Source organism: Chitinophaga solisilvae (assembly GCF_009928525.1).
Taxonomy (GTDB): domain Bacteria; phylum Bacteroidota; class Bacteroidia; order Chitinophagales; family Chitinophagaceae; genus Chitinophaga; species Chitinophaga solisilvae.
Window position 1 is genome coordinate 425,135 of sequence record NZ_JAABOK010000002.1, and the last position, 15,980, is coordinate 441,114.

At 50.0% G+C, this 15,980-nt stretch carries 12 protein-coding genes; 8 read left to right on the plus strand and 4 right to left on the minus strand.

Going from position 1 to position 15,980, the window contains the following annotated elements; translation table 11 throughout:
* Positions 1 to 4 precede the first annotated feature (4 nt).
* Both GWG06_RS04520 and rpsT read right to left on the minus strand, forming a co-directional pair.
* On the minus strand, positions 5 to 1,732 hold the full coding sequence (locus GWG06_RS04520; protein ID WP_160711591.1) for a M14 family metallopeptidase: 1,728 nt from the start codon (positions 1,730 to 1,732) through the stop codon (positions 5 to 7).
* A 90-nt stretch (positions 1,733 to 1,822) separates the two neighbouring features.
* The gene (rpsT, locus tag GWG06_RS04525; protein ID WP_127035175.1) at positions 1,823 to 2,077 is read right to left on the minus strand and encodes a 30S ribosomal protein S20; all 255 of its coding nucleotides are present in this window, start codon (positions 2,075 to 2,077) and stop codon (positions 1,823 to 1,825) included.
* Positions 2,078 to 2,328: 251 nt separating this feature from the next.
* On the opposite strand from rpsT, the gene GWG06_RS04530 reads away from it, so the two are divergent.
* From GWG06_RS04530 to GWG06_RS04540, 3 genes are all read left to right on the plus strand, one after another.
* On the plus strand, positions 2,329 to 5,085 hold the full coding sequence (locus tag GWG06_RS04530) for a 2-oxoglutarate dehydrogenase E1 component (protein WP_127035177.1): 2,757 nt from the start codon (positions 2,329 to 2,331) through the stop codon (positions 5,083 to 5,085).
* Positions 5,086 to 5,172: 87 nt separating this feature from the next.
* A complete protein-coding gene (gene odhB, locus GWG06_RS04535) occupies positions 5,173 to 6,741 on the plus strand; it encodes a 2-oxoglutarate dehydrogenase complex dihydrolipoyllysine-residue succinyltransferase (RefSeq protein ID WP_127035178.1) in 1,569 nt (522 codons plus the stop codon).
* 104 nt (positions 6,742 to 6,845) lie between these two features.
* Positions 6,846 to 8,003, plus strand: a complete 1,158-nt coding sequence (locus GWG06_RS04540) for an RsmB/NOP family class I SAM-dependent RNA methyltransferase (RefSeq protein ID WP_160711592.1) — start codon at positions 6,846 to 6,848, stop codon at positions 8,001 to 8,003.
* Between the two features lie 58 nt (positions 8,004 to 8,061).
* On the opposite strand, the gene GWG06_RS04545 is transcribed toward GWG06_RS04540, so the two are convergent.
* Together GWG06_RS04545 and mnmA are read right to left on the minus strand one after the other, a co-directional pair.
* A complete protein-coding gene (locus tag GWG06_RS04545) occupies positions 8,062 to 8,604 on the minus strand; it encodes a GNAT family N-acetyltransferase (protein ID WP_160711593.1) in 543 nt (180 codons plus the stop codon).
* Positions 8,605 to 8,681: 77 nt separating this feature from the next.
* Positions 8,682 to 9,788 (minus strand): tRNA 2-thiouridine(34) synthase MnmA, encoded by a 1,107-nt coding sequence (mnmA, locus tag GWG06_RS04550; RefSeq protein ID WP_127035185.1) that lies wholly within the window; start codon positions 9,786 to 9,788, stop codon positions 8,682 to 8,684.
* 205 nt (positions 9,789 to 9,993) lie between these two features.
* On the opposite strand from mnmA, the gene GWG06_RS04555 reads away from it, so the two are divergent.
* From GWG06_RS04555 to GWG06_RS04575, 5 genes are read left to right on the plus strand one after another with little or no spacing between them, the layout of a single operon-like run.
* A complete protein-coding gene (locus GWG06_RS04555) occupies positions 9,994 to 11,487 on the plus strand; it encodes a tagaturonate reductase (protein WP_160711594.1) in 1,494 nt (497 codons plus the stop codon).
* Between the two features lie 10 nt (positions 11,488 to 11,497).
* Entirely contained in the window at positions 11,498 to 12,892 is a 1,395-nt protein-coding gene (gene uxaC, locus GWG06_RS04560; protein WP_160711596.1) for a glucuronate isomerase, read from the plus strand.
* Positions 12,893 to 13,891 (plus strand): sugar kinase, encoded by a 999-nt coding sequence (locus tag GWG06_RS04565; RefSeq protein ID WP_127035191.1) that lies wholly within the window; start codon positions 12,893 to 12,895, stop codon positions 13,889 to 13,891.
* Between the two features lie 2 nt (positions 13,892 to 13,893).
* On the plus strand, positions 13,894 to 14,556 hold the full coding sequence (gene eda / locus GWG06_RS04570; RefSeq protein ID WP_127035193.1) for a bifunctional 4-hydroxy-2-oxoglutarate aldolase/2-dehydro-3-deoxy-phosphogluconate aldolase: 663 nt from the start codon (positions 13,894 to 13,896) through the stop codon (positions 14,554 to 14,556).
* Positions 14,557 to 14,593: 37 nt separating this feature from the next.
* Complete coding sequence (locus GWG06_RS04575; protein ID WP_160711598.1) at positions 14,594 to 15,883, plus strand: MFS transporter; 1,290 nt, start codon at positions 14,594 to 14,596, stop codon at positions 15,881 to 15,883.
* Positions 15,884 to 15,980: the final 97 nt, after the last annotated feature.

The following is a 15,980-nucleotide window of genomic DNA, read 5'->3' on the forward strand; positions in this document are numbered from 1 at the left end:
ACTTCTATTTCATTATTCTGAAAACCGGATACCTCATATATCCTGGTTCTGCATACGGAGAATGTTTGTATACGAAATTCAGCTGGGCGGCAGCGTTGTTGGCGAAGCTGCTGTCGGCGGATTTTTTTTGCTGCAGTTGGGTGGCTATTTCGGGATGTTCTTTCAGGAATGCGGCTCCGGTGTCTTCAAATACGTAAGCGGAGTAGCCTTCTTTTTGTCCGAGTATGGCGTCGAAGAAATTCCAGGCGAAGAAGGAGTCGCCGGCGACAGGTTCCAGGGTTTCCATGAGATAGCGGTTAGCGGTCTGATTCATGGGGATGTAATAGTCGCCCTGACGGAAACGGATACTATCTTTGGTGGTGGTTACTTTAATATGGGTGTGCAGGTAATGTTTTTCGAACGGCCGCGGGGAGGTCTGGTAGTCAACGATGTGATAGGTTTCCACGTAGATGGTGGTATCCTTGGGCAGGCGTTGCATTTTCACCTGGTTGTTTTTCAGCTGGTCAATAACGGCCCACCATCCCTGTGGGATGATATAGGCGGAGGGTTTATCCGCATATTTATCGGGTGCTGCGTAGTTGAAAAATTTCACCTGTTTTTCGTATGGTCTGCTGCGGTCGTAGTACAGTCGGGGCAGGCCGGAAACATCGCTGGGTTTATGTCCGCTGGCGAAGCCTTTGAAGGTGATGAGGCTGTATTTGCTCATATCTGTTTCCCAGGAGAGCGGAAAGCGTTGCTGGGTAAGGGAAGCCTGTTTGGTTTGTTCCCGCAGCTGCCTGATGGTTTCGCTATGTTCGCTGGTGAACCGGATGAAGGATTCCATAAGGGCGTAGGTAGCTTTTACCCGTTGCGGGTAAGGTTTCAGCATATGTGTTTCGGGGACGAAGCCGAAAGTATGGAAGAGGGTGGTATATCCGGAGGAGTAGCGGGGTAGGTCGGAAAATTCTACCCAGCCGCTGTCTGGTGTTTCATCGAAGTGATTGACGTAGGGTACGAGGTCGTAACCTTTGGCTTTCATGAGGGAATAAAGCCCGGGTTCGAAGGTATTATGGAGAAAGTCGCCCATAGGACCGCCCAGTTTACTGTACTGGGTGCTCAGGAGGGTGATGATATGCTGGTAGTCTGCGCCGTTGCTGACGTGGTTGTCGATAAAAACGTCCGGATCGGTGAGGTGATAGATTTGCTGGAAGGAGCGGGCATTTCTGGAATCGGTTTTGATGAAATCGCGGTTCAGGTCCAGGTTCTGACCGTTTCCGCGGGAGCCGAAGGCATCGGGGCCATTCTGATCAACGCGGTAATTGGAGGAGCGGTTGAGGGCGCCTCCGATATTATAGACGGGGATAACGGCGAGGATGATATTATCTGGCAGGGAGGCTTTGCCCTGGGCAATGTCTCTGAGCAGCATCATAGAAGCGTCAATTCCATCGGGTTCGCCGGGATGTATACCGTTGTTAATGAGGATGATACGTTTATTTTTCTTGCGGAGGCTGCTGAAATTAAAGTCTTTATCGGGGGAGTAAACAACGAGGTGGAGGGGAAATCCGGCGTCGGTGGCGCCTGTTTCGGTCATTTTTATCTGCGGGTACCGGCGGGTGAGCTGGCGGTAGTAGCTGATAACTTCCTGGTAGGTGGCAGTTTCCTTGCCGTTACTTTTTTCAAAACGGGTGGTAAAGTCCTGTGCATAGGTGGAGAGTGTCAGCAAACAGGCTATGATACTCAATAACTTTCTCATAAGAAGAATTATCTATATAAAAACGAGTAGAAAAACAAAAAGCCCTTCCTTTGTGAGGAAGAGCTGTAAATATTTGTTACCGAAAGGAAACTAGGCTAAAGTAGAGATTTTCTTAGCCAGTTTGCTTTTCAGGTTAGCTGCTTTGTTTTTGTGGATAACGTTACGTTTAGCCAGCTTGTCGATCATAGATGCCACTTCTGATAATTCTTTCTCCGCTGCCGCTTTCTCAGTAATAGCTCTCAGGTCACGGATGGCATTACGGGTAGTTTTACCGTAGTAACGGTTACGCTCATTACGCTTTCTGCTTTGACGTACGTCTTTTTTCGTTGCTTTATGGTTTGCCATTTTTCAAATTTCAAGTTTCGGACGGCAAAGGTAAGGATAATCCATTTACAAAACAAACTAAAAGTAGTTTTTCCGGCCGGGTACAAATATAATCCATTGAGGGGTAGTTAAATCGGTCTTAAAGACATGATATTTTCTCATTTTTTCCGCTCTATGTATCAAAAAACGAGCGATATTTGCAATCCCGTATATTATATATCGGGATATCAACAGAAAAGAATTGAACTGAAGATCAGCAAAACTCGTTGTAAATGAAGGACTTCTCATTCGTCACCAACTCGCATCCTGCTTACATTGAATCGTTATACCAGGATTTCCTCAAAGATCCCAATTCCGTAGACCCAGATTGGGTGAAATTTTTTGAAGGATTTGATTTCGCGGTATCCAACCTCAATGGCAAAGCAGCAGGTGCGGCTCCTGCAGCCACCGGCAGCGCATTACCGGTGAGTGGTGATCAGATGGCAAAAGAACTGGGCGTATATCGCCTCATACAGGCCTATCGCAAGAAAGGACACCTGATTGCTAAAACAAACCCCATCCGTGAAAGAAAAGACAGAAGGGCCAACCTGGACCTCGCAAGCTACGGATTGAGCGATGCTGATCTCAAAACAGAATTCTACGCGGGTACTGCCATCGGACTCGGAAAAGCCACCCTCGAAAATATTGAGGCCTATCTGAAAAAAATCTATGCAGGTTCCGTGGGTATTCAATATACCTACATCAACGACCGCGACAAGGCTAAATGGCTGGAAAAGGAGTTTGAAACGGTAATGACCACTCCCCTGTCGCTGGAACAACGCCGCCGCATTCTGCAGAAACTGAATCAGGGCGTTATCTTCGAAAAATTCCTCCATACCAAATATATAGGACAGAAGCGTTTCGGCCTGGAAGGCGGTGAATCCACCATTCCGGCGCTGGATGCCATGCTGAATGTGGCTGCTGAATACGGCGTACAGGAATCCGTTATCGGTATGGCACACCGCGGCCGTCTTAACGTACTGGCTAACATCCTCGGAAAAACCTACGAACAGATCTTCAATGAATTTGAAGGCCTGGCCGTTCCGGATATGACCATGGGAAGCGGCGACGTGAAGTATCACCTCGGCTTCCGTTCCCAGGTAACCACTACCGGCGGAAAAGCAGTTAACCTGCAGCTGATGCCTAACCCTTCCCACCTGGAAGTGGTAGATCCTATCGTTATAGGCTTCTCCCGCAGTAAAGCAGATGTTATCTACGACAGCGACTACGACAAGATACTGCCTATCCTCATTCACGGGGATGCGGCGGTAGCTGGCCAGGGTATCGTATATGAAGTGGCCCAGATGAGTAAACTGAAAGGCTACTACACCGGTGGTACCATTCACTTTGTCATCAATAACCAGATCGGTTTCACGACCGACTTTGATGATGCCCGCTCCTCCGACTACTGCACCAGCGTAGCTTCCATCGTACAGGCGCCGGTATTCCACGTGAATGGCGATGATGCAGAAGCAGTGGTGAAAGTATCCCAGCTGGCTGCCCGTTACCGTCAGGAATTCAATGAAGATATTTACATCGACATGGTGTGCTACCGTAAACACGGACATAACGAAGGTGATGAGCCTAAGTTCACGCAGCCTAGTCTGTATGCGCTGATTGACAAACATGCCAATCCGCGTGAAGTATACACCCAGTACCTGCTGAATAACGGTGAACCCGATGCGCAGGCCCTGGCCAAAGAAATGGAAAAAGGATTCTGGGATGACCTGCAGGCACGCCTGGATGAAGTGAAACAACATCCGCTGCCTTATGCCAACCAGAAACCGGAAGAGTGGTGGCAGGCTCTCCGCAAGGCTACCCCGCAGGACTTTGAATCTTCTCCGGTAACTGCTATCCGGGAAGATGAATTCAAAAGCCTCTTCGATGCGCTGATGAAATGGCCGGAAACATTCGTGCCGCTGCGCAAAGTGAGCAAACTGCTGCAGGATAAAATCAAACTGTATCAGGAAGAAGGAAAGGTAGACTGGGCTACCGGCGAACTGCTCGCCTATGCCAGCCTGCTGATTGAAGGAAAAGACGTAAGAATGAGCGGAGAAGACGTAAAACGCGGTACTTTCTCCCACCGTCATGCGGTATTGTTTGATGAAAACACCAACGATACCTACAACCGCCTGGCTCACCTGGCAGATAAACAAGGTAAATTCAGAATCTATAACTCCCTGCTGAGCGAATACGGCGTACTGGGCTTTGAATATGGCTATGCCATGGCTAACCCTAACAGCCTTGTGCTGTGGGAGGCGCAATACGGCGACTTCGTGAACGGTGCGCAAACAGTAATTGATCAGTATATCAGCAGCGCTGAACAGAAATGGACAACGCAGAACGGGCTGGTTATGCTGCTGCCACATGGTTATGAAGGTGGCGGACCGGACCACTCCAACGCACGTCCGGAACGTTTCCTGCAGCAGTGTGCAGAAGAAAACATGGTGATAACCAACATTACCACTGCTGCCAACTTCTTCCACGCGCTGCGCCGCCAGCTCACCTGGCAGTTCCGTAAACCGCTGATCAACTTCTCTCCGAAAGCCAATCTGCGTCATACGGGCGCTTATTCCAAAACGGAAGAATTCACTACCGGCGGATTTAAGGAAGTACTGGACGATCCGTTTATTGAGGATGCGTCTGTCGTGAAGAAAGTATTACTGTGTACCGGTAAAATGTATTTCGACCTGAGCGACAAACAGATAAAGGAAGAACGTAAGGATGTAGCCATCGTACGTCTGGAACAGCTGTACCCGCTGCCTGTTAAACAGCTGGAAGCCATCGCACAGAAATATAAAGGGGCTACCTTCTTCTGGGTACAGGAAGAACCGCTGAATATGGGCGCTGCAGCTTACCTGCAGATGAACCTGAAGCAGCTCAACTATGGTGTTATCAGCCGTAATCCGAGTGCATCCACTGCCACCGGTTATGCCAAAGTGCATGCCCGTGAACAACAGCAGATCATTGATACCGCTTTTAACATCTAACAAAAAAAACAGCAAACAATAAACAGATTGGTAGTTTTCAACGTTAACCAATAACTGAAAATTATCATCGCCATCAACTGATAAAATATGGTTATCGAAATCAAAGTCCCTACGGTAGGAGAATCTATTAGCGAGGTAACAATTGCAAAGTGGTTGAAGAAAGACGGAGATTATGTACAACAGGACGAGGTGTTATGTGAAATGGAGTCAGAGAAAGCAACCTTCGAGCTGAATGCAGAGAAAGCAGGTATCCTGAAGATCGCTGCAGCGGAAGGCGCTACCCTGAAAATAGGCGATGTTGCCTGCACCATTGACACCGCAGCAGCTCCGCCTGCAGGCGCTCCGGCTCCCGCAGCTCCGGCAGCCGCTCCTGCAACACCTGCCACCGAAGCTGCACCAGCCGCTCCGGCAGCACCTGCTGTTAACAAAGGAACCATCGAAATGAAAGTGCCTACTGTCGGTGAATCTATCAGCGAAGTAACACTGGTGAAATGGACGAAGAAAGATGGCGACTACGTAGAACGCGATGAAGTGATCTGCGAACTGGAATCAGAGAAGGCTACCTTCGAACTCAATGCAGAAGAAGCCGGCGTACTGATCCAGGTAGCGAAAGAAGGCGATACTTTAAAAATAGGCGACGTAGCCTGTAAAATAGATACCAGCGCACCAAGACCAGCAGGTAAAGCCGCACCGGCAGCTGCTCCGGCAGCACAGCCCGCAAAGGCCGCCGCTCCGCAGGCACAGCAGGCGCCCGTTACCGCTATTCCCAATGATATTAAAACCACCCCGGTGGCTGCAGCAGTTATCGCTGACAAGCACGTGGATGCTTCTACTATCAAAGGTTCAGGCGCTCATGGCAAAATCATGAAAGACGATGTATATGCTGCCCTGCAGAATCCGGGCGTAGCCATCGGTCAGGAAATGTTCAGCCGCGGCGAACGCAGGGAGAAAATGAGCAACCTGCGTAAAACCGTTTCCCGCCGCCTCGTGGAAGCTAAAAACACCACCGCTATGCTGACCACCTTCAACGAGGTGGATATGACCAACATCATGGCGCTGCGTGCCAAATACAAGGAAGTATTCAAAAAACAGCATGAGGTTAACCTCGGCTTTATGAGCTTCTTCACCAAAGCATGCTGCTTCGCTTTACAGGAGTTCCCTTCTGTAAACGCCTACATCGACGGAGAAGAGCTGGTATATCACGACTACTGCGATATCTCTATCGCGGTATCTGCTCCGAAAGGACTGGTAGTACCGGTTATCCGAAATGCGGAAAGCCTGGATATGGCCGGTATCGAAAAAGCAGTGGTGGAGCTGGCTACCAAAGCACGCGACAACAAATTAACCGTGCCTGAAATGACCGGCGGTACCTTCACCATCACCAACGGTGGCGTATTTGGTTCCCTGATGAGCACGCCGATCATCAATATCCCGCAATCCGCTATCCTGGGTATGCACAAAATCCAGGAACGCCCGATGGCTATTGATGGCCAGGTCGTGATCCGTCCGATGATGTACGTGGCACTGAGCTACGATCACCGTATCATCGACGGCCGCGAATCAGTGAGCTTCCTCGTAAGAGTGAAGGAAATGCTGGAAAATCCTGAGCAGCTGCTGTTCGGTAAAGATCCGCTGAAAGCATTGCTGAAACTCTAACAGCAACGTATATATCATATTGAAGGCAGCAGGAATTATTTCCTGCTGCCTTTTTTTATGGCTGCTGCAAACGCCTGCTGCAGCGTAATTAATTATCTTTGCGCATGACCCGCTGGGAAAATTACGTATCATCTGCAGAAAAAATTATCGGCGCCTACAAGGGCAGCCTGCCTTTACATCATTTTCTGAAAACATTTTTCAAAGAGCATCCCTATATGGGAAGCCGCGACCGCCGCTGGATTTCACAGCTGGTATACCATTACTACCGGCTGGGAACATGGGGAAAAAACCTGCCGCTGCAAACGCGTATACTCGCCGGCACTTTTCTCTGTGAAACACAGCCCAACGATCTGTTGCAGGCGCTGCAGCCCGACTGGAATACCAGGATGGAACTGCCTGCCGCAGAAAAAGCGGTGATACTTGAACAGCCACTGTCTCCGGAGGGTATCTTTCCTTTTACAGCTGATTTATCGGAAGAAGTGAATGCAGGTGCATTCTCCTATGCGTTCCTCCGGCAGCCCCGGTTGTTTATCCGTGTCCGTAATAACAAACTGGACAAGGTTTTGCAGCTGCTGCAACAGAAGAACATCACGTATGAGGTATTTGAGAACAAGTCTACCATAGCGCTGCCTAACGGTACAAAAATAGAGGAGCTGGTACCGGAGAAAAGCTGGTATGAAGTGCAGGATGCCTCCAGCCAGCAGACCGGCGCCTTCTTCCATCCTGCCAGGCAGGAAACATGGTGGGACTGCTGTGCTGCCAGTGGTGGAAAATCCATATTGCTGAAAGATCAGCAGCCCGATGTAAAGCTGCTGGTGAGCGATGTGCGGAGGTCTATCCTCGAAAACCTGCAGCAGCGCTTTAAGGCCGCAGGAATTAAGAATTACGAGGCGCGCGTGGCGGACCTGACGTCTCCTGATGCAGCCGGTACTATCGGCCGCCAGCAGTTTGACGGTATCATCCTCGATGCACCCTGCAGTGGCTCCGGCACCTGGGGCCGCACACCGGAAAGTCTCACCTTTTTTAAACACGACGAAATACTGAAATACCAGCAGTTACAAAAACGTATAGCCCATAACGTTATACCATTCCTGAAACCCGGTGGCTCACTGATTTATATCACCTGTTCCGTATTTAAGCAGGAGAACGAAGAAGTGGTGGCATTTATAGAGGCTAACAGCCGGTTGCGCCGTCAGGAAGGCGGCATTATTGCCGGATACGATAAAGGCGCTGATACGATGTTTGCGGTAAGGTTTTCGTAATCAGCAATGAAGAATCTGAACGGGCGCGTGCAGCAAGCGCTGCACAGGGAAGATGGTGTTATGCTTTCACCAGCGCCCACATATTCACATCAAAGAAATCGCCGCCCCATTCCAGCCATTTGTGCAGCATGCCCTCCTGTTTAAATCCGTTTTTGGCGAGTACTCTTTCAGAGGCACTATTGCCGGGCAGTACTTCTGCTTCAATACGGATCAGTTCCAGGTCGTGGAAGCCGTATCTGACCAGGGCCTGAATGGCTTCAGTCATAAAGCCTTTGCCCCAGTGCTGATGTTCAATGGCATATACGATAACGCCCCGGTGGGGTTGCGGGAAATTGTTGAAGCCGATGGTGCCGATGAATTCATCGGTGCCTTTGAGTGTGATGGCCCAGCGGATACCCAGTTTGTCCATGAAGCGCTGGCGGAGATAATGAATTACTTTCTCTGCGTCCTTTTCTTCTTTCAGTGGTAAAACATTATAATACCGGATAACCTGTTTGTCAGTGAATAGCTGGAACAGTCTGCCGGCATGCGCTGGTTTCAGTGCTGTGAGGGCGAGCCGGGAAGTGGCTATATCAGGGAATTTATCCGGAAGTTGATTCATGGCAGATGATTGTTTTAAATATACAAAAAAGGCCGGGAAATGTTCCCCGGCCCTTTTGTACTATATATGAAATCGCATTAAAGCATGATGGGAGCGCGCTGTATGATACCACCACCGATGACGTCGTCGCCTTCATAGAAAACGGCTGACTGGCCGGGTGCGATACCTTTTACCTGCTCGTAGAAATCCACTTTGATCTGTCCGTTTTCGTTGCGCAGGTTGCTCAGCGCGCCGGGATCTTTATAGCGGATTTTGGTGACAGCTTCCATGCCGTCGGTGATAGTCTCGTATTTACCCATATTGAGGCCGCTGACTACCATTTCGCTTTTCTTCAGTTCCTCTTCATTACCCAGCACAATAGTATTTGTTTCGGGAATGATTTCGGTAACAAATACCGGGCGTCCGAGGGCAATATCCAGTCCTTTGCGTTGCCCGATGGTGTAGAAGGGGTAGCCTTTGTGCTGTCCTACGATAGTACCGTCGGCCAGTACGAAGTTACCGCCGTTCACTCTTTCTTCCAGGCCTTCCACTTTCCTTTTCAGGAAACCGCGGTAGTCGTTGTCCGGCACGAAGCATATTTCATAGCTTTCTGCCTTTTTAGCGAGTTCGGGGTAGCCGAAGTCGAAAGCCATCTGCCTGATGGCGGTTTTACGGTATTGTCCGAGAGGGAGCAGGGTGCGGGCGAGCACATCCTGCTGGATGCCCCACAGCACGTAGCTCTGATCTTTTGTTTCGTCAACGCCTTTGCTGATGACCATTCTTCCGTTGTCGTGCCTGCGTATCTGTCCGTAGTGGCCGGTGGCGATAAATTCACAGTCCATAGCGTCTGCACGTTTCATCAGTGCGCGCCATTTGATATGTGTATTGCACAGCACACACGGATTAGGCGTGCGGCCGGCAATGTATTCGTCCACAAAATTATTGATGACAAAGTCCCCGAATTCATCGCGGATGTCCAGCACAAAATGCGGGAACCCGTGATGCACCGCTGCAGCGCGGGCATCGTTGAATGAATCAAGATTACAGCAGCCGGTTTCCTTTTTACTGGACCCCGCTCCGGCATAATCCCAGGTTTTCATGGTGATACCCACCACTTCGTATCCCTGTTCATGCAGCATCAGCGCTGTAACGGTACTGTCAATACCACCACTCATAGCTACCAGCACTTTACCATGCTTGCTCATTTAAAAAAAGTTTAAGGATGCAAATTTACTGAAATTCCGGGCAACCTGCTGAAGTGAGGTATCAATTGTGACAATGCGCGGATAGAAATTATGTATAATATCATTTTAGCCACTTTTAGCGATTATTTGTCCACATACTACAAAATGTTAATCCGGGATTATATATTTATTGGATTAAGTACCTAATTAGCATAAATTAGTAGTGATGCTCCAGATATTAAATAAAGAATTTATATTAAATCAGCCTGATTCCGGCGTTGATGAAAAAATCTTCCGGTTTCCGGAGAAAATCCTGCAGTTTGGTACCGGCGTGTTGTTGCGCGGTCTGGTAGATTACCTGGTGGATAAAGCCAATAAGCAAGGCGTTTTTGAAGGGCGTATTGTGGTGGTGAAATCGACTGACGGCGATACTGCTGAATTTACTGCGCAGGACAATTTGTATACCACCCATATTACAGGTATTACCCAGGGAGAGCTGATGGATCAGGTAGTAATAAACGCTTCTGTTAGCCGGGTTTTGCAATCGAATGCAGAGTGGCGGGAAGTGCTCAGGGCAGTTCATCAGCCGGCGTTGCAAACCATCATATCCAATACCACGGAAGTGGGTATTCAATATGTAGCGGAGAAAATAGGGGAAACAGCCCCGGCTTCCTTTCCCGGAAAGTTGCTGGCGGTGCTGAAGGAGCGGTATGATTTCTTCGGCGGCCGTGCCAGCACAGGCTTTGTCATTGTACCTACCGAACTGGTGGTAGATAATGGGCGTTTGCTGAAAGAAATCGTTTTAAAGCTGGCGGTATATAATGACATGCCGGCCGCATTTATGCAATGGATTGAAAATGATAACCAGTTCTGTAATTCGCTGGTAGACCGTATTGTACCGGGGAAGCCCCGGAACCTGACGGAACTGGAACAGCAGGCGGGTTATACCGATAAGCTGTGGATTGACGTAGAGCCGTTCCTGTTATGGGCCATAGAAGGAGATGCGCATACCAGGGCGGTACTGAGCTTTTATGCTGCCGATGACCGCATGTTGATTGCACCCAGCATTACGCCTTTCCGGGAACAGAAATTGCGTATTCTGAACGGGAGCCACACGGCCGCCGTGCCGCTGGCTTTCCTGTCGGGCCTCAACACCGTATACGAATGCATGCAGGATGACTATATGCGTCATTTCTTCCGGGAAGTGATTCTGCATGAAATATTACCTACGATAGCAGCATCCTGTCCGCAGGCTGCGTCCTTTGCGCAGGACGTGCTGGATCGTTTTGCCAATCCGTTTATCGCGCATAAGCTGATTAGCATCACGTTCCAGGAAAGTTCCAAGATGAATGCCCGTAATGTGCGTACGCTGACCCGTTATTTTGAGCGGTTCAAAACGCTGCCGGAGTATATGTGCCTGGGCTTTGCCGCCATGCTGCTGTTCCTCCGGCCGGCGCGGGAAGAAAACGGGAAATATTTCGGGCTTCGCGGCACCGAAGAATACGCCATCACGGATGATAATGCCGCCATCTTTGCCGGCTACTGGGAGCAGTTTACCACTGCCGCGAAGCTGGTGAAGCAGGTATGTGCCGATGAGCGTCTGTGGGAAAGCGACCTGGCAACCATTCCGGGTTTTGCCGCTGCGGTAACAGCCCACCTGGAAGGACTGCTGCAGCATGGTGTACAGCAGTATGTTCATCTTCCTCAACAAAAAAATTAATCAACAGCATATGAAGGGATTTCTGACAGAAGATTTTTTATTACAAACGGAAACGGCTAAACGATTATATTTTGACTACGCGCAGTCTATGCCGGTGATAGATTACCACAATCATCTGCCGCCGGACGAAATAGCGCAGAACAAAGCCTTTGAGAGCCTGACAGCTATCTGGCTGAAAGGAGATCATTATAAATGGCGGGCCATGCGGGCCAACGGGGTGGCTGAAGAGTTTATCACCGGTAATGCCGACGACTATACGAAATTCCGTCACTGGGCGGCTACTGCCCCCTACACCATGCGCAACCCGCTCTATCACTGGTCGCACATGGAACTGCGCAATCCCTTCGGTATCACAGCACTGCTGAATGAATCTTCCGCAGAGAAGATCTACCAGGCGTGTAATGCGCAGCTGCCGCAGCTGACAACCCAGGCGCTGCTGCACCATTTCAACGTAGAAACGCTGTGTACCACAGATGATCCGACGGATTCACTTGAACATCATCAGGCGATCGCCAATCGTCCGTTTGGCGTGCGGGTATTACCCACCTTCCGGCCGGATAAGGCCATGGCAGTAGAAAATCCGGCCATGTTCAACGCTTTTGTGGATAAGCTGTCGGCAGTCACCAACCGGAGCATCGAAAATTTCCGCGACCTGCTGGAGGCGCTGCAGCAGCGTCATACCTGGTTCCATGAAATGGGCGGCAGGCTGAGTGACCATGGTATCAATACCTTTTATTTTCAGCCGGCTTCAGACAGGGAGCTGGACACCATATTCCGTCATGTGCGCAGTAACGGTGCGGTTACGCCGTTTGAAAATGAGCAGTTCAAAACTGCTGTACTGCTGGCAGTGTGCGAATGGAACCATGAAAGAGGCTGGGCGCAGCAGTTTCATGCCGGCGCTATCCGTAATAACAACTCCCGTCTGTTACAGCGTCTGGGCGCTGATGCCGGCGTGGATTCCATTGGCGACTGGAATAATGCGGCAGCCATGAGCGCGTTCTTCAATGAACTTGATAAAAAGGATAAACTGGCCAAAACAGTCATCTATAATCTTAATCCTGCTTACAACGAAGTATTTGCCACGATGGCGGGGAATTTCCAGGACGGCTCCGTGCCCGGTAAGATCCAGTTTGGTTCCGGCTGGTGGTTCCTGGATCAGAAAGACGGCATGGAAAAGCAGCTGAACACCCTCAGCAATATGGGGCTGCTGAGCCGTTTTGTAGGGATGCTCACCGATTCCAGGAGTTTCTTATCTTTTCCCCGACATGAATATTTTCGTCGTATTTTGTGCAATCTCATTGGCAATGATGTAGAAAACGGGGAGCTGCCCAATGATATCCCCTGGCTGGGGAAGATGGTACAGGATATTTGTTACTACAACGCTAAAGCATATTTTGATTTTTAGATGAAATCCGTAAAAGTTATTACGTTCGGGGAGATACTACTGCGTCTTTCGCCCGAACTGGCGCAGCATACCGCCGCAGTGTATGTAGGCGGCGCAGAAGCCAACGTAGCCGCCGCGCTGGCGCAATGGGGTACGCCCGTGGCCTATATCAGCAAAGTGCCGGATAACGGCCTGTCCAGGGATGTACTGCAACAGCTGAGTCAGCGGGGTATTCATACCGACCGCATGTTATGGGGCGGCGACCGCATCGGGATCTATTACCTGGCGCAGGGCAGCGACCTGAAACACGCAGAGGTGGTGTATGACCGCAAGTACTCTTCTTTCAGCAGCATAGAACCGGGAACTACAGACTGGGATGCGCTGCTGGGCGATGCTACCTGGTTCCACTGGAGCGCCATCTCGCCGGCACTGAATCCGCAGGCGGCAGTTATCTGTAAAGAAGTGCTGGAAGCCGCTACCCGTAAGGGAATGACGATTTCCACCGATCTTAATTTCAGAAGTAAATTATGGCAGTACGGCAAAAAACCTTTTGAGATTATGCCGGAGCTGGTACAATACTGCGACGTGGTGATGGGAAATATCTGGGCTGCACATACCATGCTGGATACTTCACTGAACACCACTGCGCTGGAAGCGGATACAAAGGCCGTTTACCTGGAAGAAGCAGAGAAAGTAGCCCGTGAAATAACGGAAACGTATAAACGCTGTAAGCGGGTAGCATTCACTTTCCGTTTCAGTAAAGCCGCCACGCATAACCAGTATTATGCTTTCTATTATCATAACGGACAGGTGAGTGTATCGAAGGAGTATGATACCCGGGAGGTAGTAGACAGGGTTGGCAGCGGCGATTGTTTTATGGCCGGGCTGATACATGCGCAGCTGCAGGGAAAAAATGAGGCAGATATCATTGCTTTTGCCGCGGCAGCCGCTTATTCCAAATTTTTTGTAAAAGGAGATTTCAACACTACCTCTGCGGAGGACATATTAAAACTGATCTGAGTATGGCGCCACAACCAGCTACTATTATAGCGGCTTTTGAACAGAGCGGAATTATCCCGGTATTTTATCACGATGATGCAGACGTTTGCTGCGAAGTGCTGCAGGCCTGCTACGACGGTGGGTTGCGGGTATTTGAATTCACCAGCAGGGGCGCCGCTGCGCAGCAGAATTTTGCCCGGCTGCTGGAAAAGAAAAAGGCTTCCATGCCGGACTTATACCTGGGTATCGGCACTATCAAGAATGCTACTGACGCTGCTGCGTATACAGCCCTGGGGGCGGATTTCATTGTAGCGCCTGTAACAGATCCTGAAACCGGCGCTTACTGCAAATCGCAGCAAATCCTGTGGATCCCAGGTTGCATGACGCCAACTGAAATTTCCGTAGCAGAGAAAAACGGTGCGCAGCTGGTGAAGCTGTTTCCCGGCAATGTGCTGGGCCCTGGCTTTGTAAAGGCCATCAAGCCGCTGTTCCCGCAGCTGAAGTTTATGCCTACCGGCGGTGTGGAGCCTACCCGGGTAAGTATGGATGCCTGGTTCGAAGCCGGCGTGGTGTGTGTTGGTATGGGCAGCAATCTGTTGAACAAATCTCTCATCGATAGCCGCGACTGGTCTTCGCTGAGAGAGAAAATAATGCAAACGTTTGCATTTCTCGGAGGGAAGCCGTAATTTAAAGCCAACTTATAAATTCCAAATCAAGCCGTAAATGAATTCCACAACTTTAGGTAATTATCGCTGGCGTGTGTGCGCGCTTTTATTTGTAGCTACCACGATTAACTACATAGACAGGCAGGTGCTTGGTTTACTGAAAGGAGATCTTTCCCGTGAATTTAACTGGACGGAACAGGATTACAGCAATCTGGTAATGCTCTTTTCTGCGGCCTATTCTATAGGGCTGCTGTTTTTCGGCGGCCTGGTGGATAAAGTCGGCTCCAAAGTGGGTTACAGCATATCCATTATTGTGTGGAGTCTTTCTGCCATGGGGCATGCGCTGGTACGCACCACGCTGGGATTCGGCGTTGTCCGGTCCGTACTGGGGCTCAGTGAAGCAGGTAACTTCCCGGCTGCCATCAAGGCTACGGCCGAATGGTTTCCTAAAAAGGAGAGAGCGCTGGCAACCGGCATCTTTAACAGCGGCGCCAATATAGCTGCAGTAGTAGGTCCGGTGATGGTATACTGGCTGGCCCGTAACCATGGCTGGCGGCATGCTTTCTTCTGGACCGGCGCTATCGGCTTCATATGGCTGCTGCTGTGGTGGATTTATTATGAAATACCGGCCCGTCATAAAAAGGTAAGTAAAGCTGAATTTGACCACATACATTCTGACCAGGAAGTAGAAGCAGAAAAACCACAACCGGTGAAATGGGCCAGGCTGCTTGGCATCCGGCAGACGTGGGCCTTTGTATTCGGCAAGCTGCTGACAGACCCCGTATGGTGGTTCTTCCTGTTCTGGCTTCCGGGCTACCTGGAATCTATTTACCACGTAGACCTGAAAGCTAATCTGGGCCTGCCTATCATCATCATCTATTCTGTCACCAGCTTCGGCAGTATCGGTGGCGGCTGGCTTTCTTCCCATCTCATCAAAAGCGGCTGGCCTATATTCAGGGCGCGTAAAATATCCATGCTGATATTTGCGCTCTGTGTAGCGCCCATCGTACTCATACAATATACCAGCAACCTGTGGATCGCCATTGCCCTGATAAGCCTGGCTACAGCGGCCCATCAGGCGTGGTCTGCCACTATCTTCACCACCGCCTCTGACATGTTCCCCAAACGCGCCGTAAGCTCTGTTGTCGGCATCGGCGGCATGGCAGGCTCTATCGGCGGTACCTTATTCCCTATCGTTATCGGCTCCATGCTGCAGCATTACAAGGTAATCGGCAACATCGGCACCGGCTACAACATCCTCTTCGTTATGTGTGGCGTAGCTTACCTGCTGGCCTGGCTGGTCATGCATTTGTTTGCGCCGAAAATGGAACAGGTGAAGCTTGATTAGAATTACGAATTACGAATTGCGAATTACGAATGTCACCCGAAGATAAAAGCGAAGACCTCAGCAAAATACTATTAAGTATCTGCTGAGGTCTTCGCTT

Excerpts from the sequence above, each read along its gene's own strand:
- GWG06_RS04520 (WP_160711591.1), bottom strand. The coding sequence starts at position 1,732 with ATGAGAAAGTTATTGAGTATCATAGCCTGTTTGCTGACACTCTCCACC.
- eda (WP_127035193.1), top strand. The coding sequence starts at position 13,894 with ATGGCGCCACAACCAGCTACTATTATAGCGGCTTTTGAACAGAGCGGA.
- GWG06_RS04575 (WP_160711598.1), top strand. The coding sequence starts at position 14,594 with ATGAATTCCACAACTTTAGGTAATTATCGCTGGCGTGTGTGCGCGCTT.
- odhB (WP_127035178.1), top strand. The coding sequence starts at position 5,173 with ATGGTTATCGAAATCAAAGTCCCTACGGTAGGAGAATCTATTAGCGAG.
- mnmA (WP_127035185.1), bottom strand. The coding sequence starts at position 9,788 with ATGAGCAAGCATGGTAAAGTGCTGGTAGCTATGAGTGGTGGTATTGAC.
- GWG06_RS04545 (WP_160711593.1), bottom strand. The coding sequence starts at position 8,604 with ATGAATCAACTTCCGGATAAATTCCCTGATATAGCCACTTCCCGGCTC.
- GWG06_RS04540 (WP_160711592.1), top strand. The coding sequence starts at position 6,846 with ATGACCCGCTGGGAAAATTACGTATCATCTGCAGAAAAAATTATCGGC.
- GWG06_RS04555 (WP_160711594.1), top strand. The coding sequence starts at position 9,994 with ATGCTCCAGATATTAAATAAAGAATTTATATTAAATCAGCCTGATTCC.
- rpsT (WP_127035175.1), bottom strand. The coding sequence starts at position 2,077 with ATGGCAAACCATAAAGCAACGAAAAAAGACGTACGTCAAAGCAGAAAG.
- GWG06_RS04565 (WP_127035191.1), top strand. The coding sequence starts at position 12,893 with ATGAAATCCGTAAAAGTTATTACGTTCGGGGAGATACTACTGCGTCTT.
- GWG06_RS04530 (WP_127035177.1), top strand. The coding sequence starts at position 2,329 with ATGAAGGACTTCTCATTCGTCACCAACTCGCATCCTGCTTACATTGAA.
- uxaC (WP_160711596.1), top strand. The coding sequence starts at position 11,498 with ATGAAGGGATTTCTGACAGAAGATTTTTTATTACAAACGGAAACGGCT.